We start from the raw sequence: 26,233 nt of genomic DNA on the forward strand, positions 1-26,233 counted from the left end.
ATGACTGACGAAGAGGCTATGGAAGCACTCCTTAACAGCGATGGATATTCATTTCCGACATGGACGCTAAAGCTAGGTCTCCCTACCGATGAGATGTGCCTTGTCATGTCGTTGATTGCCAGTGACAATGCACCGATTCCAGTTGATGTTGCATACATTTCAGAGTACTTGCATATGGACGGTGCTGTAGTGGAATCTTCGGTTAAAGAGCTTCTTGATCGCAGGCTCGTTTGCAAGAAGGATTCATATCTTATTCTTGATTTGGAGATGTGCGATCATATCTTTGATGCCGCCGCCACAGTCAGGCAGGCTAAGGTAAATTCTGATATCGATGAGGCTTTTTGTCCGCCGATTCCCTTGGTTGCCATGCGGGCCGGTGAGATATATTCGGATTCATCTCTGGTCAGTCGCCTTGTCCTTGGATTCATTTCTGCGTGGAGCTTCGCGGCAGATTTTTGCCCGTATTGTCCGCATGATATCGCAAAGCTACTCGGGTTGTATGACTCGGATGTCGAGGATGCGATCGCTTTTTGGAGTGATAAGGGTCTGGTTGACCGTGTGTGCGGCCCACTCTTCAACAAAGAGCGTCTGAACGTGAATCTCGTCGCCTGGAATGATCTTTACGGTGCGCTGGACTGGGGTGAGGAATGGGAGAAGTTCGGGGTGTGCTAAAATATCTCTAGGCATCTTTACTCCTATGGAAAAGGCTCTTGTCCTTTGGACAGGAGCCTTTTCCATGCCTAAATACCAGTTAGGAAGCTAAATGCAAGCAGCCATCAAATTCGCAAACGCTTGCGAATTTGATCACCGGAAGGCATTTCACATCCCTCATTTCGATTTCTTTGAAGAATCCGCATCGGCAAGTCCAATGCTTTTTAATGGGTCCGCTAGCGCGGACAGGGGCAGGTTTCCGACAAATCCAACAGCGCTACGAGCCTCACCCAGGGACTCTCCGCGCCATTGAAATTGTCGAAAACCTGCCTACTTCGTTGTAAGGACAACAGCCGATGGCTCACGCTCCGCGTGACCACGCGCACCATCCACAATCCACTGGGAACGGTGTAAGAGAAAACTCAGAGAGATTAAGAGAGTCGATTCTCGGTCGGATGGAGATCGTTTCAGAGAAATCGCCATTCTCGTTAGTTGTATTACGGTACTATGGTATACTTTAACCACGTCAAGCGGACGGAAGGAAAGCGCATGTTTTACAAATATGAGAGTACCCTTGATAATGACCTTATATTTTGGTCAAATGCTACTGCCGACCTGCGGCATAATGGCGAGATCGGTGAGGATGATCTGCCTGATGAATTGCTTCATGCTTTAAATGAGCTGTGGACTGATGGTCATCTGGTCAGCTGTTATCTTGTAGAACTCAAAGGGCGCTATGGCATCGCATTGGAATCTATTTACGATAGGGATTTTGCCGAATCGCTCGGCATCACATATGGGGAGCTTGTAAAACGTGTCGAGAAGAAAGCTAACTACATTTCTAGAGAATACCCCGAGTTTGATACGCTTTTCGGGAAGGACACTCAAAGCTGGTCTGACGGCGGTGTCGATTCGCAACTTCTTGTAATTGTTCCTTGGGACGAATCGAAAGAGACATTCGAATCTGTGGCTAAGTGGCTTGATTCTATTGTGTATGAAATATAGAACGGTGATTCTAAAGGATAGCCAATTTTGGTTGTCCTTTTTTGTTTAAGATACCTCTCATTCTCGTTAGTTGTACTACAGTACTATGGTATACTGTAGGAACGTTAAACGAACGGGAGAAAGGAACCCGAATATGAGCCAGACAATTGATACACCCAGTTATACAATCGATCTTTCGGACGGTTCGATCCGCCCCATGACGGTTAAGGAATTGGCAATCAGGCTTGAGCAGCTGATGTCTGCCGACAAGGGTATTGCCAAGATGCCTGTTGGCCTGTCTGTCGATTCCGAGGGAAACGGCGTCTATGTCCCCCGTGTTTTTGTGCCGAAGGAGGTCGGGGGCGACAATCCGATGGACAAAGTGGTCGGTGTCATTGCCGAAGAGGATCGCGCTTATTATGGTGTTCCCGAGTGCGTTCTGATCGGTTAGGTTGATACGTTGATTGGTACAGGGCACCTCTATGCGAGGTGCCCCTTTTTAGCAATTGTGGCCCTATGGTGTCAACGCCGTTTAAAGGTGGTCTGAAATGTCTGATGTGGAGACGTTCTACTGCTTGATTGTCGGTTCGAGGTCTTTTTCCGATTACGAATTGTTTGTAGCGAAATGCGATCTCCTTTTAAGGAATTGGGGAAGCGTTGTTATTGTTTCCGGCGGTGCGCGAGGTGCAGACGCCTTGGCGAAACGGTATGCCGTGGATCGGGGATATTGCTATATGGAGTTCCCTGCTGACTGGGATACGTACGGCAGGCGTGCGGGGTATATCAGGAATCGTGCGATGCACGAATATATTTCCACCCATGAAAACCGCGGTGTCATCGCGTTTTGGGACGGAAAGAGTCGTGGAACCCGCCAGAGCTTTTCGCTTGCCGGATCATACTCCAACCCTCTTAGGGTTGTTCATGTGCCTGTAGCCTAAAGCGGAGTTCCTTTATTTTAAAATCTGTGGTATTATCGTACTATGGAGGAGATTTTAAAATATGGACAAGAGACAAATCTGTATAAAGTTCGCCAGGGAAGTCAGTGCGATTTTAAAGATTGCCGCGCCTGCCATACGTTTTGTTCCGGTCAAACAGTTACGGACAAGTACGCAAATTGCAGCACTGACCCCTGACGGCATTTTGATTCGAAATGATATAGGCGTCACGCCTGAGCTATTTTTCGCGATAGCGCATGAGCTTCGTCATGCATATCAGCTGGAAAACGATCGAAGTTTGCACGACTACCGTACAAGCGATCAATTGGATATTGACGAGTACAACGCCCAGCCGCTCGAAGTTGATGCGAATGCATTCGCGGCTGTGGTCATGGCGGAGTTTTTCGGAATCTCCCCTCAATTCTTAAATATGCCTGAGAGTATTCGTCAATTGATTTATGTACGTAAGCGGCAGATTCAAAAAGAACTAAAGGATGGATAGGATTTCTATACGTAGTACTACGGTACTATGCTATACTAGTAGCTGTAAGCGCCTCCCCACAAGGGAAAGGAAATGAAATGGGATGCTTTATGGGCGGAGAGGGAACTGTCAAGATCGACTGGTCCCGCTACAACAGTATTCTTTGTAAACTTGGCTTCGATGGGTCGTTCCGGGAGCTGATCTGTAGTCATGGGTTTGAGCCGACCTTTGAGTGCGAGAGTCTGGTGGGACTGTATCTGCCATACGAAAAACATCCTTACGGTACGGAGGATTTACTCTCAGACCTGAAGCCGTATGTAGAGCCGGGTAGCTGGTTTCGCTGGGAGTATGAGGACGGCGCGGTTGAAATTGAGGATTTTGGCAATCCGGAGCTTCTTGCAAGGGCCTTTGCCGACAATGGAGAAGTCGAGGTCGCGAACGTCGATCCACGTTTTGTACATGCGACTCTGGCGGCATCTAAGAGTCTGGGCGTTGGTATTGCTCAACCGCTTGACGAATCGGGCGAGGTGTCCGATCCGTTGGTCTTTATCAATCTAATTGATTCCGGAGGCTCTTGGAAAGGTACTTACAGCGAGCTTGCCGATCGTTTAGGTGTAGGCGTTGCCGAGTGATTTAAGCATAGGGGAAACCGCCCAGAATGAGCTGTTTCCCCTATTTTGAGCCTTTGAAAAATGCGTATCGGCAAGTCCGATACTTTTTATTGAGTCCGCTAGCGCGGACAGGGGGCGAGTTTCCGACAAATCCAACAGCGCTACGAGCCTCACCCAGGGACTCTCCGCGCCATTGAAATTGTCGAAAACTCGCCGACTTACTCCAAAAGACCCCAGCCGACGGCTCACGCTTCGCGTGACCGCGCGCACCATCCGCAATCTACTTGGAACGGCATTAAAGAGAACTCGGGGAGATGAAGAGGGTCGATTCTCGGTCGGGATGGAAGTCTTTTCTGAGAAATCACCATTGTCGATAGTTATACTACAGTACTATGGTATACTGTAGGTACGTTAAGCACAGAGAAAGGAATTGATATGTGCAAGCCTGTTTACGCTATCGACACGCCTGCTGGACGTATCGGGATTTTCGAGGGCGATGAGAGTGAGGACTTTCACGGCATCAGGATTTTCTGGATTGACGAAAACGATGCGGTGATCGACCTTATCGCCATGATTGAGGGGGAGAGTGCAAACTACCTTGAGTGTAACTTCCCCGCGTTTGTGACTTACGGGTATCGAGCAGATACAGAAGAGCCGATTCCAGTTCCATTTTTCGTTAAATCGGCTGCTGCTAAAAGCGAGTAGGCGATCTGGCCTGTGCGCTTTAACGCGTTCTTATGAAATGCGATAAGGCGTTATCGGATTGATATAAAGACATTGAAGGGCGACCGTTCTCGATCGCCCTTTTTGGTTAAGCTATTTTTCATTCTCGATGATTATACTACGGTACTATGGTATACTGTAGGAACGTTAAACGAACGGGAGAAAGGAACCCGAAATGGCAATTGAAGCTACAGGGAATGGCGAGTTTAACGCTAGGGACGCAAGGAGCATAGCTTCACGTTCTGAGAACCCTTATATTTCAAGGTTTGAGAAGGAGATTAAGCAGGCCGCGGAAGATGGTGATCGAGGTGTCTTGCTGTGCTATACGGATTGCTGCTCAAATGCCCATGCTGCATTGGCCGTGCTTGAAGGTAGGGGATTCACGATTGTGAGACGCAGTGAGAACATCGGCGGTGTCATGCAGCATCCCGCCTATTACGCCGAGTGGTAGATAAGATCAGTATAGGGACGGTTTGATGGGAACGTCCCTATACTGATCTTAATCACCACCGACGAAGAATCGAAACTGCCGGTCAGGAACTTGAAAAATCTGACCAAGCAGCTTTTCGGGATGGCAGATATATATGTCCTTGACTGGCACGACCGTGCTCTTATGGACACTTATCGAGAGGTCTTTCTGAAGAACACGCCGGCTTATGATTACGGCATGGAATGCTCAAGCCTGAAGATTTACTGTAAGCCGGTCGATCTCACGGTTCCAACTGACAATGAAATGGGGATGGCTTATGCCAAGTATCTGATCGATCGATATACGCGCTACGGCGAAAACCGATTCATAAATGTCCTTCGTCAGGGGATCTGCCGTGCGAGCGACAGGGTGGCTGGGGATATCCTGAGTATCGCCGATGTCCGATGGTTAGATGGAATAGATGAGGCCAAACGCCTCAGTTCACGGATTAAGAAACTGAAGCAGCGGGTGAAAGGCGATTCCGGTGGAAACGAAACGGTTGATTCGCTTCGCGATGAGATAAGCGGTCTTCAAAAGGACATCGCGGACTGGGAGGAAATTGCGAGCGAGTTGGAGACTTCGAACTCGGAAGCGGCTGCAAAAATCGACATGCTCACGCGCGATGCGATGCGACTTGAAAACGAGAAAAGAGCCGTCGAGCGTAAGCTCGAGATGGCAGAACTCGAGCAGCTAAACGCCAATGCGTTAAACGGCATCCGCAAGGCGCTTACGGTAGTGCCTGAAAACCTTACACAGCTGCTTGATTTGGCGAAGGTGCTCTATCCGGACAGAATCGTGATTCTTCCCGATGCCTACAGGAGTGCCAAGAAATTTGACGGCATTTTGACGGAAGAATGGGAAATCTTGGTTGCCGTCGCGACGACGCTCTGGGATCTATGCTTTAAGGAGACGGTGAACGATCGGCTGGGTTCTGAGTTCAAGAAACGAACCGGATATGAGCTGGCTCGCGGAGAGTCTGGAACGACTTGCGCGATGCCCAACTTGATGAAGCTCCGCAAGCGGATGTACAAAGGCAAGGAGATCGATATCTCGCCGCATATCAAGGGAAGGAACATCAAGGCCGCCTTCCGGCTCCACTTTTATATCGACAGGGATGAGGAGAAGATCGTGATCGGACACGCGGGGGAGCACATGGATACCGCAGGGACTCCACGTCGATAAATCCCCTTTCACAAGAAGGTACAATCTGTTAATTGTCCAGATTGTACCTTCTTTTATGTTTCTGCATAGCATTATGGTATCCTAGTACCATGGTTACATGAGTACAAAGGGGATTGAGATGCCGAGCGGACTGGAACTGTATCCACATAATGAAAAGGCGTATCGCAAACTTCTGGATATGTTGTCTGGGACCAGGCGTGCCTGCATCATTCATCCTACCGGGACAGGCAAGGCGTTTATAGCGTACCGTTATGCCTTCGATCATCCGAATGAGCGAATTCTCTGGATGTCGCCCTTGACCTATATCGAGCAGGAGCAGGAAGCTTCCATCAGGCGCGAGCTGCCGAATCATGAATTCAAGAACATCGAGCGCATGACGTATCAGACCGCCATGCATCGAGCGCAAAAGGGAAATCTTGATATTCATGCAGATACGGTTATTTTCGATGAGTTCCATCATACGGGGGCACCGCAGTGGTCTCGTGGTGTTGAAGGAGTTATCGAATGCAATCCCGACGCCAATCTGATCGGATTGAGCGCGACTTCGATTCGATACAGCGATAGCGGCCGAGATATGTCCGATGAACTTTTTGATGGGCATATCGCCTCATATATGTCGTTGACGGATTGCTGGGTTTTAGGCATCCTGCCTGTTCCGACATATGTGACTGCCGGGTACAGCATCAACGGCTACATTGAAGATCTCGGCGAGCGCATCGCAAAGGAAGAGAGTGCGGGTAGGCGGGCGGAGTTGCTGGCTGATTTTAACGAGCTGAGAGATTGCGCGAGCAGGGCGGCGAACCTTCCGGCCATTTTCCAAAAGTACTTTGAGGGAATAGAGAAAGTGATCGTATTTTGTCCGAATGTCTTCGAGCTGAATGAAATCGAGAAGATGTGCCCGCAATGGTTTTCTCGAGTAAACGGTAACGTCCATACCTATGTCGTCCATAGCTCGAATCCCTTCGGGACGAGTGAATACGATGGGTTCAAAGAGGACGATGACGAGACCGCAATCAAGCTTTTGCTTTGCGTCAACCAGCTTAACGAGGGTGTTCACATCAAGGGCGTGGATGCCGTCATTATGGTACGGCGTACCTCGTCGCCGACGATTTTCTATCAGCAGCTTGGACGTGCATTGACCGCCGCAGGCAACTTCGAACCGCTGGTTATCGATCTAGTCGATAATTTCGAGATGATCGGAATTGAGCAGATCGTAAGCATGATGTCGGAAAGCTACGCCCGGCTATCTGGAGAAAATGATCCGGAAGAACTCATTCCGCCTTCAGCTTTCAAGGTCATCGATCATGAGAAGGACGCAAGGCATTTGGCAAAAAACCTTGAACGACGGCTCGCATTAAGATCCGAGAAACTGACAATTGATGAGAAGATAGCGCTGTGGAAGGGGCTTTAGCAGATGACTGACGGGAAAAAGGACCAGCTCAAACGGAAAAAGACTCTGGAATATGAGCTTCGCCGCCTTTATCGCGCGGGAGAGCTGACCGAGCAGCAGATTGCCGAGTTGAAGGAAGCCGAGTTTCCATTCGATACTCCTGTTCGCAGAACGGCAAAATCGGTTGTTCGAATCGACGATGGCAAGAAGTGGCCGAGCTGTAGTGCAGCGGAAAAAGAGCTTGGGATCACCCAGGGCTGGATGTCGGATGTGTGCAATATGGCCCAGAACGGCAAATGGGTCGCGATCAAAAATCAGTTCTATTGTTTTGAGTCGATGTATTCGCCGGATATGGATCTGACAGAGATTCGAGGGCTTGCCGGATGGATCGTCATATTGGAAACGGGGGAGATGTTCCCGACTACGGGTGCAGCGGCAAAGGCTGCCGGGACAAGCAGGTCGGTGGTTCTAGACCATGTGAAAAACAAGGTCAAGCCTCAGAATAAGAGATTTTCATATGTGAGGGATTGGGACGGGAAAGTAGGAAGACTTGTAGATCTGAATGTGCAGATGATTTGTCTTGAGACGGACACCATCTATCACAGTTATGACGAGATCTGTGCCGCAATATGGTCCGATGGATATGACTGGGCAACGCGAAAAGAGATTGTTCAGAAGGTCGGAGATGCCATACGGCATGGATGCCCTGCCTTTGATATGCATTGGGCAAACGGTGAGAACCTTGAAGAGAGAAAAGAAGCCTACATGGAGGAGAAAAGGCTGTGCGCTCGTCCGGTTATCGAGTTGACAACGATGCGCGAGTACGCAGATGTGCACGACGCGCTGAAATTCGGCTCACGTTACGTCGACTGGAAGAAGATCGTTGCAATCTGTGATGCGAAGGGCGAGCCGACCAGCGAGGCGACACGCTGGAGGGGTGAACGGTGGTTTTGGAAAGACGATTGGAAGAAAAATATCAAACTGAAGTCCGGCGAGCGCATTAAGGACATGCAGCCGGTGATCTGCTATGAGCGGGGAAGGTGCGATTATTCGGTTCTTGAGCTAACGAGGTGGTACGGGTTCGACCATAAGTCTTTACTGAATTCAGGCAAGAAGGGAATCGTTTTTGACGGTCTGACTTGGAGGCTTTTGCGATACGACGTGGATTTCGAGAAAAGGCTGAAGGAAACGCCTTTAATCTGTCGAGAGACCGGGAAGACGTTCGATACATTATCCGATTTGCTGGATTTGCTGGAGAGAGAGCATGAATGTTGCGCATATGATCGTCCATGTCACATGTACGATCTTCAGCGGGCGATCGAGGGCGGTTGGGAGTACAAGGGTTTTCACTTTGAATACATGGTTCCACCTTCCGTTTCAGGAGAACGTTAATTGTGTTTAGTCTCAACATTAAGCCTCAATATATACCTGCTCGATATTTCTCTTTCTGTGTCCTATTGACGGTCTTGCTGGTGACTTTGAGCATTCGCTCCCTACAAGGAGAGTTGTTCATAACCGATGCGCAGTATATGTGTGCCGCCGGCCGTTGGATTATAGCCAACGGTCATCTGCCGACAACCGATCCGTTATCGATCCATTCGGAATTGACCTATATCTGCCAGCAATATCCTATCTGCATATTAGTTGCAGTTCTCTACGACACTTTTGGAGAGATGTCGGTTCGGCTGTTTTTTGCGCTGTTGGACATGGTGGCGGTTCTCTTCATTTGGTACCAAACTTTTCCAAAAGCTGGAAACCGCATTCTTCACTGTGCTGTTTCATGCGTATTCGGAGCGGTAATCGTTTATAACCTTCGGTCGACACCGCGTGCGCTCGATATCCTGTGCTTGGCTGTTTCCTGGGAGTTGATGGAGAAATACATTGAAAGCCGCGATATTAGATTTCTGTTTGGTTTTCCATTCCTAGGGATTTTTATAGCCAATCTGCACGGTGCGCTTTGGCCCTGCGCGATCATGTTGCCGCTTGCCGCTTTATTAGATAGTAAGCTGGATCCGAATGCGCGGGCCGCATTGGCTGTGACGATCTTACTTACGATCGCTTCCGCAATGCTGAATCCATACGGATTAGACGTGCTGTCGCTTCCGTTTAAGACAATAGGCACGTCAGATATCGCCACGGTTGCCGTGCCGGAACTGAAACCGATGTTCTCCATCGTTCCGGTTGAAGCAGTGATACTCATTGTCATCTCGGTCGTGCCGGTGATCTTCCATGCCAAGTGCTTGGGATTTAAAAAGACGGTATTTTCGTTCGAAACGATGATGATCTCAGGACTGCTCTTTCTATCCCTGATGACATGGCGAAACGAACTTTTGCTGCTTGGCATATTGATGATCGTCTACAGCACGTGGTGCTGGAAGCTTGAGCCAAAGTGCAAGGTGAGCTCGAAGATGTTAAGCAGGATAGTCTTATTTTCAATCTCTGTGGTTGCACTTGAGTTTGGAGCGGTTCTGTTTTATAGCACGCTGTCTGCGACCGATCAAAAGTCCATCTCGATTGAAAGAGCGTTTCAGGCAATGAGAGAGGATGTCGCCGTATCGGGAACGGCAGTCTTGACGGACATTGACCCCGGATGCCGAGCGGAGCTAAACGGGTTCAAGCCGTATCTTGATACCAGAATTGAGGTGTTCAATGGGCAGAACGGGCAGAAGAATGTACTTGCCGAGGCAGGAAAGGCGCTTTCTTCTGGAAGCCTATCGGCCATTTGCGATGACTATGGAATGGATTACGCTGTACTGAATTACGGCATCAATGATGTCGGTATTCAAGATTTGGAGGAATCGGGATTCAAGCCGGTCTATAGCGACAATCTGACTGTCTGTTTGAAAAGAAGCACTGTCTAGGAAATCTATCAGCGACCACGGGGAGCGGATCAATAGGTGCCGTAGGGCACCGCATGAAAAGCGCATCGCCATACGTCCTGCAAGTCGACTCGCAGGACGACTTGATAGCGCTTCGTAGATTACATGATGCAATATGTTAGTATTATGGTATAATATAAAAAGGGAGAATTCCCTAAATATCGAATTGAAAAGAAGAGGCAGGACTTTATGAATTCAGATAGACAATACGATCGCACTATGGAATTGTGGCGCAGTTACAGTATCGCTACGTCGCTTGAGTTGGCAGCGCACCTGGAAAATTTTGCAATATTATTCTCTTACAACTCAGGGAAAATCGAGAATAGAGAAATCACTTACCATGATACGCACGAGATTTTTAAGAATGGCCGTGTATGCGGTTACACAGGAGACCTGCGGACGCTTTACGAGATTAAGAATCTGAAAGACGCAAGTGAGCTGATGTACCGGTGGTTCGATGAGCGTAAACCTATCACGCTCGATTCCATTCGGGAGATGCAGTTTGAACTGACGAAAGGCACTTACAACGAGCGGCGTTGGGAACTTGGGGAAAGACCGGGGGAATTCAAGAAAAACGATTTATGGGGAGTCGGCATGCATGATGTTGCCGCTCCTGTAGATGAGATCGAGGACGACCTTCAGCAGGACCTTGATGAGGTTTCCGAGTTTGGAGATGAAAATCCTCTGGTGGCAGCTGCGTTTTGGCACGCGAGGTTTGAGGGCGTTCATGCTTTTGCAGACGGGAACGGCAGGACTGGTAGAGCGATGATGAATTACTATCTGCTATTGCACAACCATCCTCCGATCGTAATTTTCGATGAAGACCGGAAAGACTATTATGCGGCACTGGACGGTTTTGATATGACGGGTGACCTGAAACCGCTGATCGGTTTTTTACGTCGGGAGACATGTAAGACATGGGAGAGTGCAGTTCAGAGAGAAGATCGGTCCCATCAGATGTCGCTCGAAAAGAAGAGAGATACTGTGAGTAGAAGAGTCAGTCTAGATGAGATAAATAATAACTTTAATGCTCGGTAGGCGCAGTAAATTGAGAAGAAAGGCGGATAGGCAATTCCGCTATCGGTGGAAAATTAAATAGCAGAATGACGACGCATTACGCCAACTGAAAATAGGTGGAAGGAGTATAAACAGCTCTTTCTGCCTATTTTTCTTTAAAAAAATCGTCATTTTCACGCGTAATACTGAAGTGTTGTGGTATCTTAGTATCAGTCAATAACCAAGAGGAGAAAGGACCTCGAACATGTCTATCAACCGCGTCAACATTTCCGGTCATCTTACGCGCGATCCGGAGCTTCGTATGACTCCGAAGGGGACGCAGGTTCTCTCTTTCGGTATTGCCGTCAACGATCGCCGACTCAATCGCGAGACCAACCAGTGGGAGGACTATCCGAATTTCGTCGAGTGCACCATGTTCGGCACGCGTGCCGAGGCCGTGGGCCGTATCGTTCGAAAGGGTATGAAGGTCAGCATTGACGGCAAGCTTCGCTTTAACCAGTGGGAGACGAAGGACGGTCAGAAGCGTTCTCGCCTTACCGTCGTCGTAGATACAATCGACTTCATGAGCCAGGGTAACCAGTCTCAGAATGCTTCCGCTAACAGGCCGGCGGCACAGACTCAGCAGACGCCTGTTGTTCCGGATGTTCCCGCAGTGATGGACGTCTACGATGAGGATATCCCGTTCTAATCCTTTGCATTGCGCGTAAATAACGCGTAATAGATAAAGGAGAGAGGGTGGCGAAAGGAAAAACTTGCAACCGACGCAAGAACAAAAGGAAAGCGCCGCCACCCTCTCATCACATCGATTATACCAACTTCAAGTTAATTAGACAGGTTTATTGCTGAATGATTGGGCAATAGGATTGTTTTGTGAATACAAGTACTATGTTGTCATCATAGTATACGCATGTTGGTATTATCGTATTGTGGAAGGAGGGATCAACCTGTGAACCAGCTGAAAGAAGATCTGATTTGGATCGCTCTAGGTATTCCGGGAATGGTGTTGATTGGCCTTGTGCTACATAGTCTCGTTCATTTCGAAACGGGCGTTCTTGTTATCACCTCGATGATTCTCGGAACGCTTTTAATGGTATTTTGTGAAGCTTTGTGCAAGGCGGCACATGATGGCGAGTTACTTTCAGAGATGAAAAAGGATGCAACGAAATCAAATTTTGATCTTGATGGGAAAGGAAAGTTGGGAGAGGAAAATGAAGACGATTGCGATTTGTAATCACAAGGGAGGTGTCGGCAAGACCGCACTGTCCATGGCGATTGCAGAGGGGCTGCATCGTAAGGGCAAGCGCACACTGCTCGTTGATCTTGATCAGCAGATGAACGCAACGCAACAGGCAAAAATTGATACGACGGATGAAGTGACGGTTTACGATCTTCTCACTTCGTTCGATTACACGGCGAAAGACGGAATCAAACATTTCGACGGTGGCGATATTATTCCCGGCGATGTCCTTGTTTCGAATGTCGAAAGCGATATGGCGAAACTGGATACGCGCCTTACGATGCTTGCCGATGCAATGGAGGGTATCGATGATGACTATGATTACGCAATCATTGATTGCCCGCCGTCACTTGGATTGGTGACGCGCAATGCGATGGTTGCTGCGGATGAGCTGATCGTTCCGGTAATCCCGAACCGTTCATCCCTAAAAGGATTTACCAATATCCAGAAATGCGTCAACTCGGTTCGCCGCAACAAGCGTCTGAATCCGAATCTCCGCATTGCCGGTATTGTCGTCAACATGTTTGATGGTCGCACGAGTCTTTCGCGCGGTGTGGTTAATGAGCTTCCATCGATCGCACGTGCCGCTAACACAAAGATGTTCCACACGATTATTCGAAAGTGCGAGGCTGTAAATAAAGCGCAGTCTGCTAACGTTTCGATTTTCGATTACGATCCGAACTGCAACGCGGTTGCGGACTTTACTGACTTTGTAAATGAGTATCTTGAAGGAGAGGATTACTAGAATGGCTAAGAGCAAGAAAACTTCCGACGCATTCGACATGGCTGATGATATCCGCAAGGAGGTTGCCGCCGAGTCTGTTGCTGATGCGTGCAGCACCTCTGTGCCGGCGATCTACTCTCTTGCAAAGGGAGATAACCCTCGTCGTGCGAAATACGACAAGAATGCAGACGTGATCGGCTACAACCTTCGCCTGCCTGCGAATATTCATCGTCTCTTGAAGCGTCACTGCATGGAGACGAACGAAAGTATGAATAACGTTGTGCTGGTTGCTCTTTATAGGGACATGAAGAATTGGGAGGATCTTGCTCCTTGCCCGCATTGCGGCGCTATTCTTCCTGTCGGTGCGCAGTTCTGCCCGGATTGCGGCAAGGAGATTTAGAAGTCGGGGAGGAAGAAGATGTCCTGACGATTTTGTTGAAAAAAGAGGGGAGTGGATGAAGGGTGCAAAAGCTAAGCGCCTACAATTTGGCACAAAATAATAACTGTGGATTGATTACTTGTTCCATTTGCGGTAGGTCGTATCGGATAACGGAATTCGGAACCGATGCGGATTGTCAGAGTAATAGTCCATCTGCATCGAATCCGAATTTCTGCCCGTATTGCGCATCGCCGTTTGAACGTCCTTTGACGCGAGTTAGAAATCAAGAGATTGAGGACTACATTCTGGATACGATTCGCATCGGAATGAAGTCTGATACAGTGCTTGATCCAGAAACTGTTATCGATTTCCTTTGCAACATAAGCGATGGCGGGTTCGAGCTTTATGATCCAAAGTTTGAAATTTATTTCAACAGCGGAATAACTTATGGTGCGGACAATCTTGAATTGCTTCATGTCACAAAACATGAAATCGATCTGACCGTGCAGCGCGGAGGCGTTATTTTTCAAGATGTTTTGAAAGACTGGTCGATTGAACCGGACGCAACGATCCATGTCTGGCGTTTTCCTGAATCAGAAAGTGATGTAATGACTTCCGAATTCAGTCTATTTATGTTGGGGCTTCTTGCAAAAATTAAAGCAGGAACTATTTGGAAGAGTTCTTTATTTATTTTGAGCTGTCTCAGCGATCATCAGGTTTAATTTTCGCAAGCGCTTGCGAAATCCAATAACAGAAAGGATGAACTAATGGAGGAAAACGAGAAGAGGCGCAATGTCGAGCTTGCGTATCTTTCGCTTATGCTTTCAGGAAAGAAGGTCAGCGAGTGCGAGCTTGCATCCGAGGTTTTGAAGATTTCTCGCGCTAAAGGCGAGAAATCCCTTGCGATGCTCGTGCAGTCTTCTATTAAGATTACCGTCAAAGTGCTTAGCGCCGTACTTGAAGAGTCTTCAAAGCGCTATGTCATCACGTTCCGTCAACTTGGCGGAGATTCGGATGAGACGATTCGAAGCGAACGTACTGACGGTCGACGCGGCAAGGAGGTCATGCAACTCTGGGGACGTGATCTGAAGGATCATATCTGCATTCTCTTCAAGCACAACGAGGAATCGAAGGACTCGAGCAAGAGCGGCGGATATCGAGTTGCGCCGTATGTAATCGATCTTGGTTTGGAAAAGAATTAAAAACAGTTTGAAAGTTGAAAGAAGGAGATATCATGGCACTTCCGAATTTCACGCCTGAAGAGCGTGCAAAGGCGCTTGAGAAGGCAGCGCAGGTGCGCAAAGCGCGTAAAGAGCTTAAGGAGAACATTAAGTCCGGCGAAACTGATCCGGCTTCTGTTCTTAAGACTCGTAAGGACGATCCGCTCGTCAGTAAAATGAAGGTTAAGGAATTCCTTCAGGCCATTCCCGGCATTGGTGGCGCGAAGGCGGATAAGATTATGCACGACGTGGACATCCCAGGCAATCGTCGTCTTGGCGGACTTGGTATTCGTCAGGCGGAAGCTTTGCTTGAATATCTTAGTTAGGGCATGCCGTTAGATTTAAAATTGATGCCTGGGTCCAAGTGCATCGGACATCAAAACTGTTTAGGGCTTCTCGAATGAGGAGCCCTTTTTAATCGAGATTTTCCAATATGACGATCAAAACGATTTCTTGGTAATAGCTGATTTCACTTTATGTTTTAGTTGCTTACTATCTAAGAAATACCTTTATCAATAGTGCCGTAAAGTATGGCGAGTCTTGAAAAGGGATTGAGTAGAAGATCGCGAAGTCGAGTTCGTTTTTTGATTTGCTTGCTTTGATGACAAAAATGGAGCGGCCGGTTTTCGACAAATTCAACAGCGCTACGAATTACTCCCTTCGGATTCTCCGCGCCATTGAAATTATCGAAAACCGGAAACTGTGTTGAAAAGTTTCCAAAACATACTTAAAGACATCTTGCAATTCAAAATGTGATGAATTCAATATCATAGCGCCCAACGGGCGCGATAAATCGACGCCGCAGGCGGCGTGTGAAAATCTATTCGTTGATCGTATCGCTACTCAAATCGCGCCACCTTTCGACAGTCCAACAACGCTACGAGTCTCACTAAAGACTCTTCGCGTCATTGAAATGTCGAAAGCTGTCTATCTCAGCAGAAGCCATCACGAAAAGATCCGGCGATGCCGGATGCTCCGGCCAAAACCTTCCGCGATCGGTGAGGCCTCTCACCGATTCGCTCCAGGCCTTGCCCGGAGCCCGCTGCGCGGTACTTCAAATACTCGGCATCCCTCGCATTCGCAGTACCGCTTCGCTCTCGCTACAGCGAACTCTTAACACTCGGCATCCCTCGTTCGTCTTCTTACGCGTCTTCTTAAAGATTACGTTCGGTTCTTTGGCGGTCCGAAGCGTGAGGACGGGTACCGCTACGACAAGGTTCAGGTGAAGAAGCAGGATAGCCCGAAAAACAATATGGGCTATACCGCTTACAACCTGAATGTTCTCGGTTATGAGGAGTTTGCCAAGCGTGTTGAGCTCCTGTTCAAAGATACCGATGCCGTGAAGAGGCTTAACGATTCGCATATGCAGATGGCAGAAGGTTTTGATCTGAACGCACTTCCCGGTTCGCCGGCACTTCGTCGAGGCGTGAGTCAGGCGATAAAGGTGTTGGATGACATCGTTTCTGTTGCTGGCAAGGCTCCGGATCGCATTTATCTGAAGGTGACGCGAACCGCCTCGAATAGCCGAAAGGGTAAGCGAACCGCCAAGCGCTCCGATAAGATCAAGCAGGCACTCAAGGCATTGGATGCGGATGCAGCGGCGGACCTTGGTGCGGCGAAGCTGCTTCGTGAGCTTGGCATGTTCGATGAGAAGGAGATTAACGAGCGCATCTACCTGTATTTCCATCAGGCAGGAAAATGCCTTTATACGGGAAAGCCGATCGACATCACTCGGATTGCATCGAATGATTACTATGTCGACCATGTTGTACCGCTTGCTTACCGTAAAGATGAGTCACTGGATAACAAGGTGCTTGTTTATGCAGAGGCCAGTCGTTATAAGAGTGAAACTCTGCTCGTGTCTCCAGCGGTGCAGCGGAAGATGCTGCCATTTTGGAGGATGCTTCGTAACGCCGGACTTATGTCCGAGCGAAAGCTCAACGCGCTGATCCGTACTGAGATTTCCGAAGGCATGCTGAAATCGATTATCGGAAGGCAGTTCACGGAAAACAGCTGGGAGGCAAAACTGTTTACGGCTGCGATTGCGGCAAAGTATCCGGGAACGGTTGTCATTCCCGTTAAGGCTGGGGTTATCGGTGCCGTGCGTAGCCGGATCGGAATTCCAAAAAGCCTTAAAGCGAACCAGTTCTATCACGCACACGACGCTCTGCTTGCAGCCGAGGTCGGGCGCTATATGGAACTTGCGAAGCCAGCGTTCGTCCATAATCGCGTTAAGTATGAGCAGTACATGCGCAAGATCAAGCTGGTTAATGAGGAGAACAAGAAGGCTCCGAAGTCACAACTTGATTTCTTTGCCGGCGGTTTCTTCTTTGACCGTGTCGACAAGGACACAGGTGAGGTTTACTGGAACAAGGATGAAGAGGTGGAGCGCATCTATCGTGCATGTGGATGGAAGAACCTTCGTGTCACATATGCCGCCTTTGAAGACGGCGGCGCCTTTTGGAAACAGACGATTTACTCTCCAAGGGAGAAGTCGAAACTGATTGCCACGAAGTCAGACCGTCCGGCAGAAATTTATGGTGGGTACAGCTCTCAGACGTTTGCCAATTTCTTTGTCTATGAAGTGATGAAGAAAAAGGTGAAACAGCTTCGTTTCGGTGCGGTACCGGCTGCGATCGCATCGAAATCTGATCCGGATACTTACAACGCTATGCTTGAGATGTATGCTCGCGGTTTGGCGAAAACGGCAAAAGAGAAATTCGTTCGCATCGTTCGTGCCCGTGTTCTTAAGAACACGATGATCGAGCTTTATGGCGAGCGCTTCCGGATCGCCGGTGAGAAGCAGGTGTATCCGGTGCGCCAGATGCCATTGGCGATTGATGAGGTGTACCTGCTGAAGGGAGTTGAGACGATTGCAGCGGCAGGAAATGCCGGAGCATCCGCAAAGATTGATTTTGAGAAAGCCGCAGAGTCTTTGGTTGGATTTTGGGATCTGCTCCTCGAGAAACTTCCGGTCAATTACCCGAAACTGACGGTTCAGCTGAAGCTTGGCTTGCTAAAGCATCCGAAGGACATCCTTGCGGCAACGAGTGAATCCGAATTCCCGGCTATCGTTTACAAGATTGCAGAGGCTGAAATTCAGGTAATGGAACAGGCAAGCGGACTTCGGAATATGTCGGACACCAAGATTCTCGGCGGCAACACGTTTGGCGGAAGCCTGGTGTTCACCTTTAACAAGGTGCTGAATGATCCGAAGTCAAAGGCTTGTTTTATTGATACTACGCCGGCCGGTCTTTATGAGGTGAAAACGAAGATTTGGTAAAACGGCGTATATCGAGCATGCGCGGAAGATGAGGTACGAGGCGGGGGACATGGTTGTGCAGAATCAGACATCTGAACAACCGGCAAAACTCCGCCTCGATGGATACGACACGATTCTTCTTGATGCTCACGGTGTTTTCCTGACTGATTATCAAAACCTTCGTAAAACCCCTGGTTTCAACTACGGGGAGTGTCAGCTGTTTGACAAAGTTGAAATACTGTTCAAATTGGTGTCTTGAAGTACTTTGATACTCTGATACTATGTACATGCTCTTTGAAAAGATAAAATTGATTGGCTTCATGCGCATTAAAAGCACGGAGAAATGTGCACAGCGCATCAGGAGATTTTTAAAAATCTCCTAGAAAATAGGCTCAAAACGGTGATTTTTACCGATTTTTTTGAAAATCTCGGCTGGTATTTGAGAGATTTTATTCAGCTTGAATTGCATGGCGATATTCACCATTTTTCCTGTTGAGAACAGGAATTTCTTTTATTTGTAATTAGTTAAGACCTGATTTAATGGGCACAAAACTAGTGCTCAGTTTCGGAAGTACCGCAAACCAAGTAGTAGTTCACCAGGACACGCGGTCGAGGATATCCGTCGTCGGTTTCGGAGGTACCGTAAATCAAACAGTAGTTCATCAGTCATAAAAACCGGCCCCCCAAGTGCTTAGTTTCGGAAATACCGTAATCCAAATAGTAGTTCACCCTTGCCGGCCTTGGCGAGCTTCTGGGCTTTGTTTCGGAGGTACCGTAATCCAGGTAGTAGTTCACCAAAACCAAGCGAAACTACAGTTAGCTCGAGGTTTCTGAACTACCGTAAATCAAGAAGTAGCTCACCAAGAAAAGAATCCAGGTTACTCTGCCTCTGTTTCGGAAGTACCGCAAACCAAGCAGTAGTTCACCGCAATGTCGCGAGCAGTGACGTAGGCGTGCGTTTCGGATGTACCGTAGCCCAGGTAGTAGTTCACCCTTGCCGGCCTTGGCGAGCTTCTGGGCCTTGTTTCGGAAGTACCGCAAACCAAACAGTAGCTCACCACGGGCTTTGCCCAGCTAGAGGAGCACTTAGTTTCGAAAATACCGTAACCCAAACAATAGTTCACCCGAAGAAATGTCAATCTTTCTAACCTCTGTGTTTCGGAGATACGGTAATCCAGGTAGTAGCCCATCACGTGATCCTGGCACTTTAGGAGTACATCGGTTTCGGAGGTACGGTAATCCAGGTAGTAGTTCACCTCACGGCATGCTGACCACGCAGCGAGCTTTGGTTTCGGAGTTGCCGTAACCCAAGTAATAGTTCACCAGGCGAACATCTTCAACACCATCAGCGGCTGTTTCGGAGGCATCGTAAATCAAGCAATAGTTCACCCTTGCAGGTAATGCGTCCGTCGGTGCCGGTATTTCGGACGTATAGTAATCCAAGTAGTAGTTCGCCGCAGAAAGGCGTTTCGTCCGAGCGCTACGCGTTTCGGAAATACCGTAGACTAAGTAGTAGTTCACCCATTAGCTTGGCGGCTTGGGTCCTTTAAGCGTTTCGGAAGTACCGCAAACCAAGCAGTAGTTCACCTCACGTTATTCGAGCTAAGGGCTACCTTTTGTTTCGGAGTTGCCGTAACCCAAGCAGTAGTTCACCCTTTGAATTCTTTGATAAAAAGCCTGTTCAGTTTCGTAGATACCGTAATCCAAGCAATAGTTCACCGGGCCTTCACAAGATCGTGCTGGGTCGAGGGTTTCGGCGGTACCGTAATCCAAGTAGCAGTTCACCCATTTACCTCTGCCATCGAACGTATATTTAGTTTCGGTGGTACCGCAAACCAAACAGTAGCTCACCAATTACAGATAAGCGCAGTGCGTTCCATTCGTTTCGGAGGCACCGTAAACCAAGTCGTAATGCAGAAAGAACAACGAAAAGGTCAACGTTCCGCTTGCTTTTGAAAGTCCCTGAAGTTTTTGAGTCCGCATGTAACTATATATATGCGGTTCACCATTCCTTAAGTGACGATGGCGAAACGCGACCGTTTGCAAAGGTCATCCGTTTGGGTGACCTTTTTTCAGCGCCATATTTCGGTATTATGGTATAATGGTCCGGTTTACCAAAGCATCAACAGAAAGGGAAAAAGATGCTTTTTGATTTGTTTGGTCCTCTGCTCGGACCGCTTCTAATCGTGATCATGGTGATCGTCGTGTTCGAGTCCTGTTGGAGGAAGTGCCCGCCGGACAAACTGATGATTGTATCTGGATTCGGGCAGACGCGCAGCGTGTCCGGAAAGGGCACATTCGTTATCCCCGGACTGCAGCGTGTGGACACGTTGGCGCTCGGCGCAGTTCAAGTTCAGCTCACGACCGAGAATGACATTCCGACCCAGGACGCGATTCTGATTCATGCTTGCGCCGTGGCGAATTTTCAGATCGGCCAGACGCCCGAGCTGATTGAGATTGCTTCCAAGAACTATTTGAATATGAACAAGGAGGAGATGACCCGTCAGGTCACCGAGGTGATGCTCGGAAAGATGCGTGAGGTTATCGGTCAGATGGACCTGAAGGAGCTCATGCGTGACCGTGAGTCCTTTAACCATAAGGTATTCGAGGGTTCGCGTGACGATCTTGCGAATCTCGGTCTTGAGCTCCGCACGTTCAACGTCCAGGATTTCTCCGATTCGCAGGGGATTATCCGCTCGATGGGCGCCGACCAGGCAGCTGAGATCAAGAAGGAAGCGGAGCTCGCCCAGATCAGGGCGGAGCAGGAGGTCGCCGAGCGCCAGAACCAGCTTGATTTGAAGAAGGCGGAGCTGAAGAAGACCGCCGACAAGGCCGCAGCCGAGGCAGATATGGTCAAGCAGACCGTGACGGCCGAAAAGCAGCGTGAGCTTTATGTCGCACAGCAGGAGGCGCAGATCGCAGCCGAGACCAAGAAGGTCGAACTCGCCGAGCGACAGGTTGCCGTGAAGGAGCGCGAGCTGGATGCCACGGTCCGCAAGCAGGCCGAAGCTGACCGCTATGCTGCAGAGCAGAAAGCGGATGCCGAGCTCTACACACGCACCAAGAATGCCGAGGCTGCCAAGGTCGAGGCACAGAATAAGTCTGACGCCGATCTCTACAGTGCCCAGAAGACAGCTGAAGGCGTCTCGGCCAAGGCAAAGGCTGAGGCAGAGGCGACGCGCCTTAAGGGCGAGGCCGACGGCGCCGCTGAGAAGGCACATGGCGAGGGTGTCGCCGCCGGCATCAAGGCCCAGACGGAAGCATACAATGGTATGGAGAACGCCTACCTTCTCGCCAATCGCTACATCGATGTTATGCCGGAGGTTGCCGAGGCAGTCGCCAAACCGCTTGCGTCTGTCGACTCCATTAAGATGTATGGCGATGGTAACGCCACGAAGCTCGTCCGTGACACGACCGGCATGGTCGATCAGGTGACCAGCGGTCTCAAGGATGCAACTGGCATCGATCTTACCGAGCTGCTTAGCTCGTTCCATCATCCATTTCAGCCTCGTGATGACAGCAGCCAATCGTAATTTAAACGCGATTTCGCAATGATTTAGTCAAGGCATCCTGCAAAAAAATGCAGGGTGCCTTTTTTACTGTGACTCAGAAAAAAATTGCGGCGCAGTTGTAAGGAACAGAGCTATTTAATATACTGGTATCATGATATTACACATAAATGGGCTTTCGAGAGAATATATCCTAATGTCGATCAAGCCGCATTATGCCGATCTGATATATACAGAAAGGAAGCGCTTCGAATATCGAAAGAGGGCTCCAAAACTGGTTGATTTGCCGATTCTCCTGTATGAGACGGCACCGGTCCAGAAGGTGACGGGCATTATCGCCGATTGGTCGATACTACAGGCGTCTCCGGAGGCCGTGTGGACGTATTCGAAGACCCATAGCGGCTTGACGGCTGACAGGTTCTTTGGATATTACGAGGGGTGCGATAAGGCCGTTGCCATCCGTATCTATTCAGTTGTTCCGTTCAAGGATTCGCTTGAGCTGCAAACCTTGAATCCTGAACTGAAACGGCCGCCCCAATCGTTTTGCTATGTACGATCCGAACTCGACTTGCCAATGAAAGGATGAGCTATGGTTTCCGATAACGATCTTCGCGTATCAGACCGAGGATTTCAGAAAGAACAGGCACGAGAGAAAAGGGTCTGCAGCCTGTGTGCACACTGCATTCAGAATCCCCATGTTCGCGACAAGCGTCATAGACCGGAGGACATCCAGGTTCAATATCTGTGCGTCAGGCGTGGAGAGGGACATGCCTTTGAAACCGGACATGGCAATACATGCAGCTATTGGAAGGAACGTCCATGAGCGATATCGACATCTACGCAGGGCTTGGAGGCGGTAAGAAACGGGTCCGTCGCGATGACGGGAAGATCTTCGACAGTATCGCCGCGGCGAGTATGTCTGCATACGGATATGCGGGGAGTGGGATCAAACGGGCGATTACCACAGGACGCAAGGCGAAGGGGCATCATTGGTACTGGGCAGACGAAATTTCAGAAGATTCTCAGAGGTAGTACTCTAGTATCGTGGTATACTGATACACGTCAAGAAAACAGGGCGTTACTAAACGAAATTGGCTGTCATCCGCTATAGTTGACAGCACGTTTCACAGAAAGGACGAAAGATTCATGTACGAGAAGAAACACGCACTGCCAAGCAAAAAGTTTCACGCCCCGAAGGGGATCGCACGTCTGACCGTCACCGCGGCGACCATGGCCGCCATGACCGGATCGAGCCTCATCTCACCGTTCACGGCATTCGCCCAGACCGGTGACGGGGGCACACAGCACCCCGCCGTGATGTCGCCGATCGCCGCCCACGCCGGCGCGGCATCCGGTACCGGCGCGAAATCCGCCGCACAGACCATCGCGGACCTGCAGAAGGCAGTCAACGAGGCGAAGGCGAAGGAGGACGCCGCCAAGGCAGCCTACGATGAGGCCGCCGGTCCCTACAACGAGGCGGCTTCCGCCCGCGACCAGGCCAAGGCATCCTACGATTCGGCAGTCAGCGCCGGCACGGCAGCCGACCGAGCGGCAATGGACGAGTACGCCCGTCAGGTCGCGGAGGGCAAGGACGCCGCCGATGCCGCCGGCAAGGACCTCGAGCAGGCGAAGGCAGGTCTCGCAGACGCCAAGGCCGATGCGTCCGAGAAGGACGAAGCGTACCAGTCCGCCCTCAAGGCGGCCCAGGATGCCAAGGACGCCCTCGATAAGGCCAAGGCAGATGCCGTAAGCGCCACCCCGGAGGCAATCAGTGCCGCCGAACAGGCCGTGCGCGACGCCCAGGCTGCCGTGGAAAGGGCACAGGCCGGCCTCGCCAACGCCAACGCGACGCTTGCCGATGCCCAGTCCAAGCTGGTTGCGGCCCAGTCTGCAAAGGATTCCGCCGACGCCGTCCTCGCCGCAGCCCAGCAGAACAAGGACGCGGCGGATGCGAAGGCCGCAGCCGCCAGCGCCGCCTACGAGAAGGCGAAAGCAGACCTCGCCGCAGCGGAGGCAGGCGCCAGCGGTCCGGAGTACGATGCGGCAAAACAGAAGGTCGCGGACGCGGAGGCAACCCTCGCCGCCGCACAAGCGGCACAGTCCCAGTGCGAGTCCGAGCTCGAGCAGGTGCAGTCCGCCGCGGCAACGGCACAGACCGAGCTAAATGATGCCCAGGCGGCTCTCTCCGTAAAGCAGCAGGCCGCGGTCGATGCCGCGTCCGGCGTGAACGACGCCCAGTCCGCACTCGATGCCGCGAACTCCGACCTCGATGCGGCCAAGCAGGCGAACGCCGATGCCATCGCCAAGCTGGATGCCGCGAAGCAGGCTGTCAAGGACGCCGAGTCCGCCAAGGCAGCCGCCGACGTAGAGCTTACGAACGCCAAGACCGCAAAGGATACCGCTGACGCGGCCGTGACCGCCGCCCAGCAGAAGGTCGACGAGGCACAGGCGAAACTCGACTCCGCCGATGCGCAGCTAAAGCAGGGAGCCATCGGCTTCTTCAAGGCCATGGGTGCCGATTCAGCCATCGAGATCATCCAGAACTGTACACACAAGGACTACACCGAGGTCGGAAACAGCCTCGATGCGACCAGTCTCGACAGCATGCTCGCGGCAATCCCGTACATGAAGTCCATCAACGAGTATCGCAAGTCCGTCGGTCTCTCCGAACTCCAGGTCACCTATAAGCTCATTGCAGCGGCGATAGCCAACGCAAACTATTCCGATGTCAAGTTTGGACATTCCATGCAGTTCGATACGACCGAAAACCTCGCATGGAATTATGGAACCGATCCGAAACCGCAGTGGGTTGACCAAGAAAAGGCTTTCTTCGATCAGGCGGTTCAGGAGCTCTATGGCGTCACCGGTCTAACCGGTAAGGATGCCGTAGATTTCTACAAGACGCATAGCGGGATTGAATCCTATGTCAACCAGCACTTCAAGGTTGCCGGATATCCCGCAACCGTCGGTCACTACCTGCATGTCATCAGCCCCGAAATCGGCTATATGGGCATGGCAGTCTGCAGCAAGGGAACCTTGAACGGCTGGCAGACCGACAGCCTCGATACCGCAAACCTTGGTTGGGCAGGTTCAGGCTGGAACATGAATCCCATGTCCGTCGACGAGTACGAGCAGAATCTGACCTCCTACATCAACGGCCTGAAGAGCGCCAAGAGCGCACTCGACGTAGCCAAGGCCGATCTCGCATCCAAGAAGCAGGCAGCCGCCGGCGCCGCCACAACCGTCCAGCAGAAGCAGGTCGCGGTGGATTCCGCACAGGCAGGTGTCGATGCCGCAAAGCAGGGTGTTGCCGATGCCCAGCGTGCCGTCGATGCCACCAAGGCTGATGTCGCCGCCAAGCAGCAGGGCGTCACGGATGCCCAGACCGAGCTTGATGCGGCGAAATCGGACCTCGATGCCGCCAACGCGGCAGTCGATACGGCAAAGTCGACCGTCCAGCAGAAGCAGGTCGCCTTTGATGCTGCCAACGCAGCCGTAATGACCGCACAGTCTAAGTTGGATTCCGCCAAGGCGGACACCGCTGCTAAGCAGCAGGGCGTAGACGATGCGAACGCCGACCTCGCGAAGTTCTTCCAGGACGTCGCCGACGCCAAGAAGGCGGTCGATACCGCAAAGAGCGTCCATGACGCGGCGGCAGCCGACCAGGCCGAGAAGGCGGCAGTCCTCGCAGCCGCCAAGCAAAAGGCGAACGGCACCGCACGCGCCCTCGCGGATGCCCAGCGTGCCGTCGATGCCGCAAAGGCCGACACCGGCGTTGCCGCCGACAGGCTCACCGGCTCCCAGACCGATCTTGTGGGCGCACAGTCGAACCTCGACATCCTCACCGGTCTTGCCGCGAAGCTCGCAGAGACACAGCAGCGCGAGCAGGATGCAGTAAAGGCCGTCAATGACACCAAGGCCGCGCTCGATGCCGCGAAGGCGGATGCCATCGCCGCCGAGTCCCTGGTCTCCGCCGCCGAGCAGGCAAAGGCGCAGGCAGACGCCAAGCTGTCGAAGCTGAACTCCATCGATGCCGGCGCGGCGATCGCTTCCGGCCATGATGTGAACGCGGATGACGCCCTCAACGCGCTTTTCGCCGCAGCAGTCGAGGCACGTGCCAAGGTCGCTCCTGCCAAGGCCATCCTGGACGAGAAGCAGGCCGCGGTGGACGGGCTCCAGTCCGGCTATGATGCGGCACTCGCCGCCTACGAGCAGGCGAAGTCCGACCGCATCGCAGCGGAGCAGAAGCTTTCCGATGAGATCGCACGACAGGAGGCAGAGGAGGCGGCAAAGCAGCAGGCGGCATACACCCCGAAGCACCTCGCCGGCACGGATACCGCCCAGCCCGGCAACCTCGCCCAGACCGGTGACCGCGCGGGACTCATCGGCGAGACGTTCGTCATCGGCGGTACCGTCCTCGTGGCAGCCGGCGTCTTCCTCGATCAAAAGAAGCGCCGCGAGCAGATGTAGTGCAAATCGCATAACGACTCGGAAAGGGGAATCCCGCAAAAGGGATTCCCTTTTTTCGTCTTGCCAGCCACGGTTTGCGTCTTGACCGTCCATTTCCCAGCTTCCGCAGC

The 26,233-nt window shown here is 50.9% G+C and carries 26 protein-coding genes; all 26 read left to right on the forward strand.

What is annotated here, in order from left to right; all coding sequences use genetic code 11:
• Positions 1-672: a helix-turn-helix domain-containing protein gene (locus NQ556_RS07315; protein WP_008370775.1), complete on the forward strand. Its 672-nt coding sequence runs from the start codon at positions 1-3 to the stop codon at positions 670-672.
• A 528-nt stretch (positions 673-1,200) separates the two neighbouring features.
• Positions 1,201-1,656, forward strand: coding sequence for a hypothetical protein (locus tag NQ556_RS07320; protein ID WP_044998692.1), 456 nt, complete (start codon positions 1,201-1,203; stop codon positions 1,654-1,656).
• A 133-nt stretch (positions 1,657-1,789) separates the two neighbouring features.
• A complete protein-coding gene (locus NQ556_RS07325; protein WP_044998690.1) occupies positions 1,790-2,086 on the forward strand; it encodes a hypothetical protein in 297 nt (98 codons plus the stop codon).
• A gap of 97 nt (positions 2,087-2,183) precedes the next feature.
• Positions 2,184-2,573 (forward strand): DUF2493 domain-containing protein, encoded by a 390-nt coding sequence (locus NQ556_RS07330; RefSeq protein WP_008370769.1) that lies wholly within the window; start codon positions 2,184-2,186, stop codon positions 2,571-2,573.
• Positions 2,574-2,634: 61 nt separating this feature from the next.
• A complete protein-coding gene (locus NQ556_RS07335; RefSeq protein ID WP_008370767.1) occupies positions 2,635-3,072 on the forward strand; it encodes a hypothetical protein in 438 nt (145 codons plus the stop codon).
• A 77-nt stretch (positions 3,073-3,149) separates the two neighbouring features.
• Positions 3,150-3,683 (forward strand): hypothetical protein, encoded by a 534-nt coding sequence (locus NQ556_RS07340; protein ID WP_044998688.1) that lies wholly within the window; start codon positions 3,150-3,152, stop codon positions 3,681-3,683.
• 414 nt (positions 3,684-4,097) lie between these two features.
• A complete protein-coding gene (locus NQ556_RS07345) occupies positions 4,098-4,367 on the forward strand; it encodes a hypothetical protein (protein ID WP_008370762.1) in 270 nt (89 codons plus the stop codon).
• 193 nt (positions 4,368-4,560) lie between these two features.
• Complete coding sequence (locus tag NQ556_RS07350; RefSeq protein WP_008370761.1) at positions 4,561-4,836, forward strand: hypothetical protein; 276 nt, start codon at positions 4,561-4,563, stop codon at positions 4,834-4,836.
• 120 nt (positions 4,837-4,956) lie between these two features.
• A complete protein-coding gene (locus tag NQ556_RS07355; RefSeq protein ID WP_008370759.1) occupies positions 4,957-6,036 on the forward strand; it encodes a hypothetical protein in 1,080 nt (359 codons plus the stop codon).
• A gap of 118 nt (positions 6,037-6,154) precedes the next feature.
• Positions 6,155-7,447 (forward strand): DEAD/DEAH box helicase, encoded by a 1,293-nt coding sequence (locus tag NQ556_RS07360; RefSeq protein WP_044998686.1) that lies wholly within the window; start codon positions 6,155-6,157, stop codon positions 7,445-7,447.
• A 3-nt stretch (positions 7,448-7,450) separates the two neighbouring features.
• Positions 7,451-8,818, forward strand: coding sequence for a hypothetical protein (locus NQ556_RS07365; RefSeq protein WP_008370755.1), 1,368 nt, complete (start codon positions 7,451-7,453; stop codon positions 8,816-8,818).
• A 2-nt stretch (positions 8,819-8,820) separates the two neighbouring features.
• Complete coding sequence (locus tag NQ556_RS07370) at positions 8,821-10,287, forward strand: hypothetical protein (protein WP_044998684.1); 1,467 nt, start codon at positions 8,821-8,823, stop codon at positions 10,285-10,287.
• 207 nt (positions 10,288-10,494) lie between these two features.
• Complete coding sequence (locus NQ556_RS07375) at positions 10,495-11,343, forward strand: Fic family protein (RefSeq protein WP_175305518.1); 849 nt, start codon at positions 10,495-10,497, stop codon at positions 11,341-11,343.
• 223 nt (positions 11,344-11,566) lie between these two features.
• A complete protein-coding gene (locus NQ556_RS07380) occupies positions 11,567-12,010 on the forward strand; it encodes a single-stranded DNA-binding protein (RefSeq protein WP_008370749.1) in 444 nt (147 codons plus the stop codon).
• Between the two features lie 258 nt (positions 12,011-12,268).
• Positions 12,269-12,553 (forward strand): hypothetical protein, encoded by a 285-nt coding sequence (locus NQ556_RS07385; protein ID WP_044998683.1) that lies wholly within the window; start codon positions 12,269-12,271, stop codon positions 12,551-12,553.
• Positions 12,531-13,304 (forward strand): ParA family protein, encoded by a 774-nt coding sequence (locus NQ556_RS07390; RefSeq protein WP_008370746.1) that lies wholly within the window; start codon positions 12,531-12,533, stop codon positions 13,302-13,304. The genes NQ556_RS07385 and NQ556_RS07390 overlap by 23 nt, the downstream gene beginning before the upstream one ends.
• Before the next feature lies 1 nt (position 13,305).
• Complete coding sequence (locus NQ556_RS07395; RefSeq protein WP_044998682.1) at positions 13,306-13,683, forward strand: zinc ribbon domain-containing protein; 378 nt, start codon at positions 13,306-13,308, stop codon at positions 13,681-13,683.
• Between the two features lie 62 nt (positions 13,684-13,745).
• Positions 13,746-14,384, forward strand: a complete 639-nt coding sequence (locus tag NQ556_RS07400; protein WP_147356991.1) for a hypothetical protein — start codon at positions 13,746-13,748, stop codon at positions 14,382-14,384.
• A gap of 45 nt (positions 14,385-14,429) precedes the next feature.
• Positions 14,430-14,864, forward strand: coding sequence for a hypothetical protein (locus NQ556_RS07405; protein WP_008370737.1), 435 nt, complete (start codon positions 14,430-14,432; stop codon positions 14,862-14,864).
• A 32-nt stretch (positions 14,865-14,896) separates the two neighbouring features.
• A complete protein-coding gene (mihF, locus tag NQ556_RS07410; RefSeq protein WP_008370736.1) occupies positions 14,897-15,208 on the forward strand; it encodes an integration host factor, actinobacterial type in 312 nt (103 codons plus the stop codon).
• 926 nt (positions 15,209-16,134) lie between these two features.
• The gene (gene cas9 / locus NQ556_RS07415; RefSeq protein ID WP_044998678.1) at positions 16,135-18,165 is read left to right on the forward strand and encodes a type II CRISPR RNA-guided endonuclease Cas9; all 2,031 of its coding nucleotides are present in this window, start codon (positions 16,135-16,137) and stop codon (positions 18,163-18,165) included.
• Positions 18,166-18,220: 55 nt separating this feature from the next.
• On the forward strand, positions 18,221-18,403 hold the full coding sequence (locus NQ556_RS07420) for a hypothetical protein (RefSeq protein WP_204575925.1): 183 nt from the start codon (positions 18,221-18,223) through the stop codon (positions 18,401-18,403).
• Between the two features lie 1,882 nt (positions 18,404-20,285).
• Positions 20,286-21,677 (forward strand): flotillin family protein, encoded by a 1,392-nt coding sequence (locus NQ556_RS07425; RefSeq protein WP_008370729.1) that lies wholly within the window; start codon positions 20,286-20,288, stop codon positions 21,675-21,677.
• A 172-nt stretch (positions 21,678-21,849) separates the two neighbouring features.
• Positions 21,850-22,239, forward strand: coding sequence for an ASCH domain-containing protein (locus tag NQ556_RS07430; protein ID WP_044998676.1), 390 nt, complete (start codon positions 21,850-21,852; stop codon positions 22,237-22,239).
• A gap of 233 nt (positions 22,240-22,472) precedes the next feature.
• On the forward strand, positions 22,473-22,685 hold the full coding sequence (locus NQ556_RS07435) for a hypothetical protein (protein WP_044998675.1): 213 nt from the start codon (positions 22,473-22,475) through the stop codon (positions 22,683-22,685).
• A 114-nt stretch (positions 22,686-22,799) separates the two neighbouring features.
• A complete protein-coding gene (locus tag NQ556_RS07440; protein WP_008370713.1) occupies positions 22,800-26,123 on the forward strand; it encodes a CAP domain-containing protein in 3,324 nt (1,107 codons plus the stop codon).
• Positions 26,124-26,233: the final 110 nt, after the last annotated feature.

It is taken from the genome of Coprococcus comes ATCC 27758, assembly GCF_025149785.1.
Taxonomy (GTDB): domain Bacteria; phylum Bacillota; class Clostridia; order Lachnospirales; family Lachnospiraceae; genus Allocoprococcus; species Allocoprococcus comes.

Coding starts and splice junctions, on each gene's coding strand:
- NQ556_RS07315 (WP_008370775.1), top strand. CDS start 1: ATGACTGACGAAGAGGCTATGGAAGCACTCCTTAACAGCGATGGATAT.
- NQ556_RS07320 (WP_044998692.1), top strand. CDS start 1,201: ATGTTTTACAAATATGAGAGTACCCTTGATAATGACCTTATATTTTGG.
- NQ556_RS07325 (WP_044998690.1), top strand. CDS start 1,790: ATGAGCCAGACAATTGATACACCCAGTTATACAATCGATCTTTCGGAC.
- NQ556_RS07330 (WP_008370769.1), top strand. CDS start 2,184: ATGTCTGATGTGGAGACGTTCTACTGCTTGATTGTCGGTTCGAGGTCT.
- NQ556_RS07335 (WP_008370767.1), top strand. CDS start 2,635: ATGGACAAGAGACAAATCTGTATAAAGTTCGCCAGGGAAGTCAGTGCG.
- NQ556_RS07340 (WP_044998688.1), top strand. CDS start 3,150: ATGGGATGCTTTATGGGCGGAGAGGGAACTGTCAAGATCGACTGGTCC.
- NQ556_RS07345 (WP_008370762.1), top strand. CDS start 4,098: ATGTGCAAGCCTGTTTACGCTATCGACACGCCTGCTGGACGTATCGGG.
- NQ556_RS07350 (WP_008370761.1), top strand. CDS start 4,561: ATGGCAATTGAAGCTACAGGGAATGGCGAGTTTAACGCTAGGGACGCA.
- NQ556_RS07355 (WP_008370759.1), top strand. CDS start 4,957: ATGGCAGATATATATGTCCTTGACTGGCACGACCGTGCTCTTATGGAC.
- NQ556_RS07360 (WP_044998686.1), top strand. CDS start 6,155: ATGCCGAGCGGACTGGAACTGTATCCACATAATGAAAAGGCGTATCGC.
- NQ556_RS07365 (WP_008370755.1), top strand. CDS start 7,451: ATGACTGACGGGAAAAAGGACCAGCTCAAACGGAAAAAGACTCTGGAA.
- NQ556_RS07375 (WP_175305518.1), top strand. CDS start 10,495: ATGAATTCAGATAGACAATACGATCGCACTATGGAATTGTGGCGCAGT.
- NQ556_RS07380 (WP_008370749.1), top strand. CDS start 11,567: ATGTCTATCAACCGCGTCAACATTTCCGGTCATCTTACGCGCGATCCG.
- NQ556_RS07390 (WP_008370746.1), top strand. CDS start 12,531: ATGAAGACGATTGCGATTTGTAATCACAAGGGAGGTGTCGGCAAGACC.
- NQ556_RS07395 (WP_044998682.1), top strand. CDS start 13,306: ATGGCTAAGAGCAAGAAAACTTCCGACGCATTCGACATGGCTGATGAT.
- NQ556_RS07405 (WP_008370737.1), top strand. CDS start 14,430: ATGGAGGAAAACGAGAAGAGGCGCAATGTCGAGCTTGCGTATCTTTCG.
- mihF (WP_008370736.1), top strand. CDS start 14,897: ATGGCACTTCCGAATTTCACGCCTGAAGAGCGTGCAAAGGCGCTTGAG.
- cas9 (WP_044998678.1), top strand. CDS start 16,135: ATGGGCTATACCGCTTACAACCTGAATGTTCTCGGTTATGAGGAGTTT.
- NQ556_RS07425 (WP_008370729.1), top strand. CDS start 20,286: ATGCTTTTTGATTTGTTTGGTCCTCTGCTCGGACCGCTTCTAATCGTG.
- NQ556_RS07430 (WP_044998676.1), top strand. CDS start 21,850: ATGTCGATCAAGCCGCATTATGCCGATCTGATATATACAGAAAGGAAG.
- NQ556_RS07435 (WP_044998675.1), top strand. CDS start 22,473: ATGAGCGATATCGACATCTACGCAGGGCTTGGAGGCGGTAAGAAACGG.
- NQ556_RS07440 (WP_008370713.1), top strand. CDS start 22,800: ATGTACGAGAAGAAACACGCACTGCCAAGCAAAAAGTTTCACGCCCCG.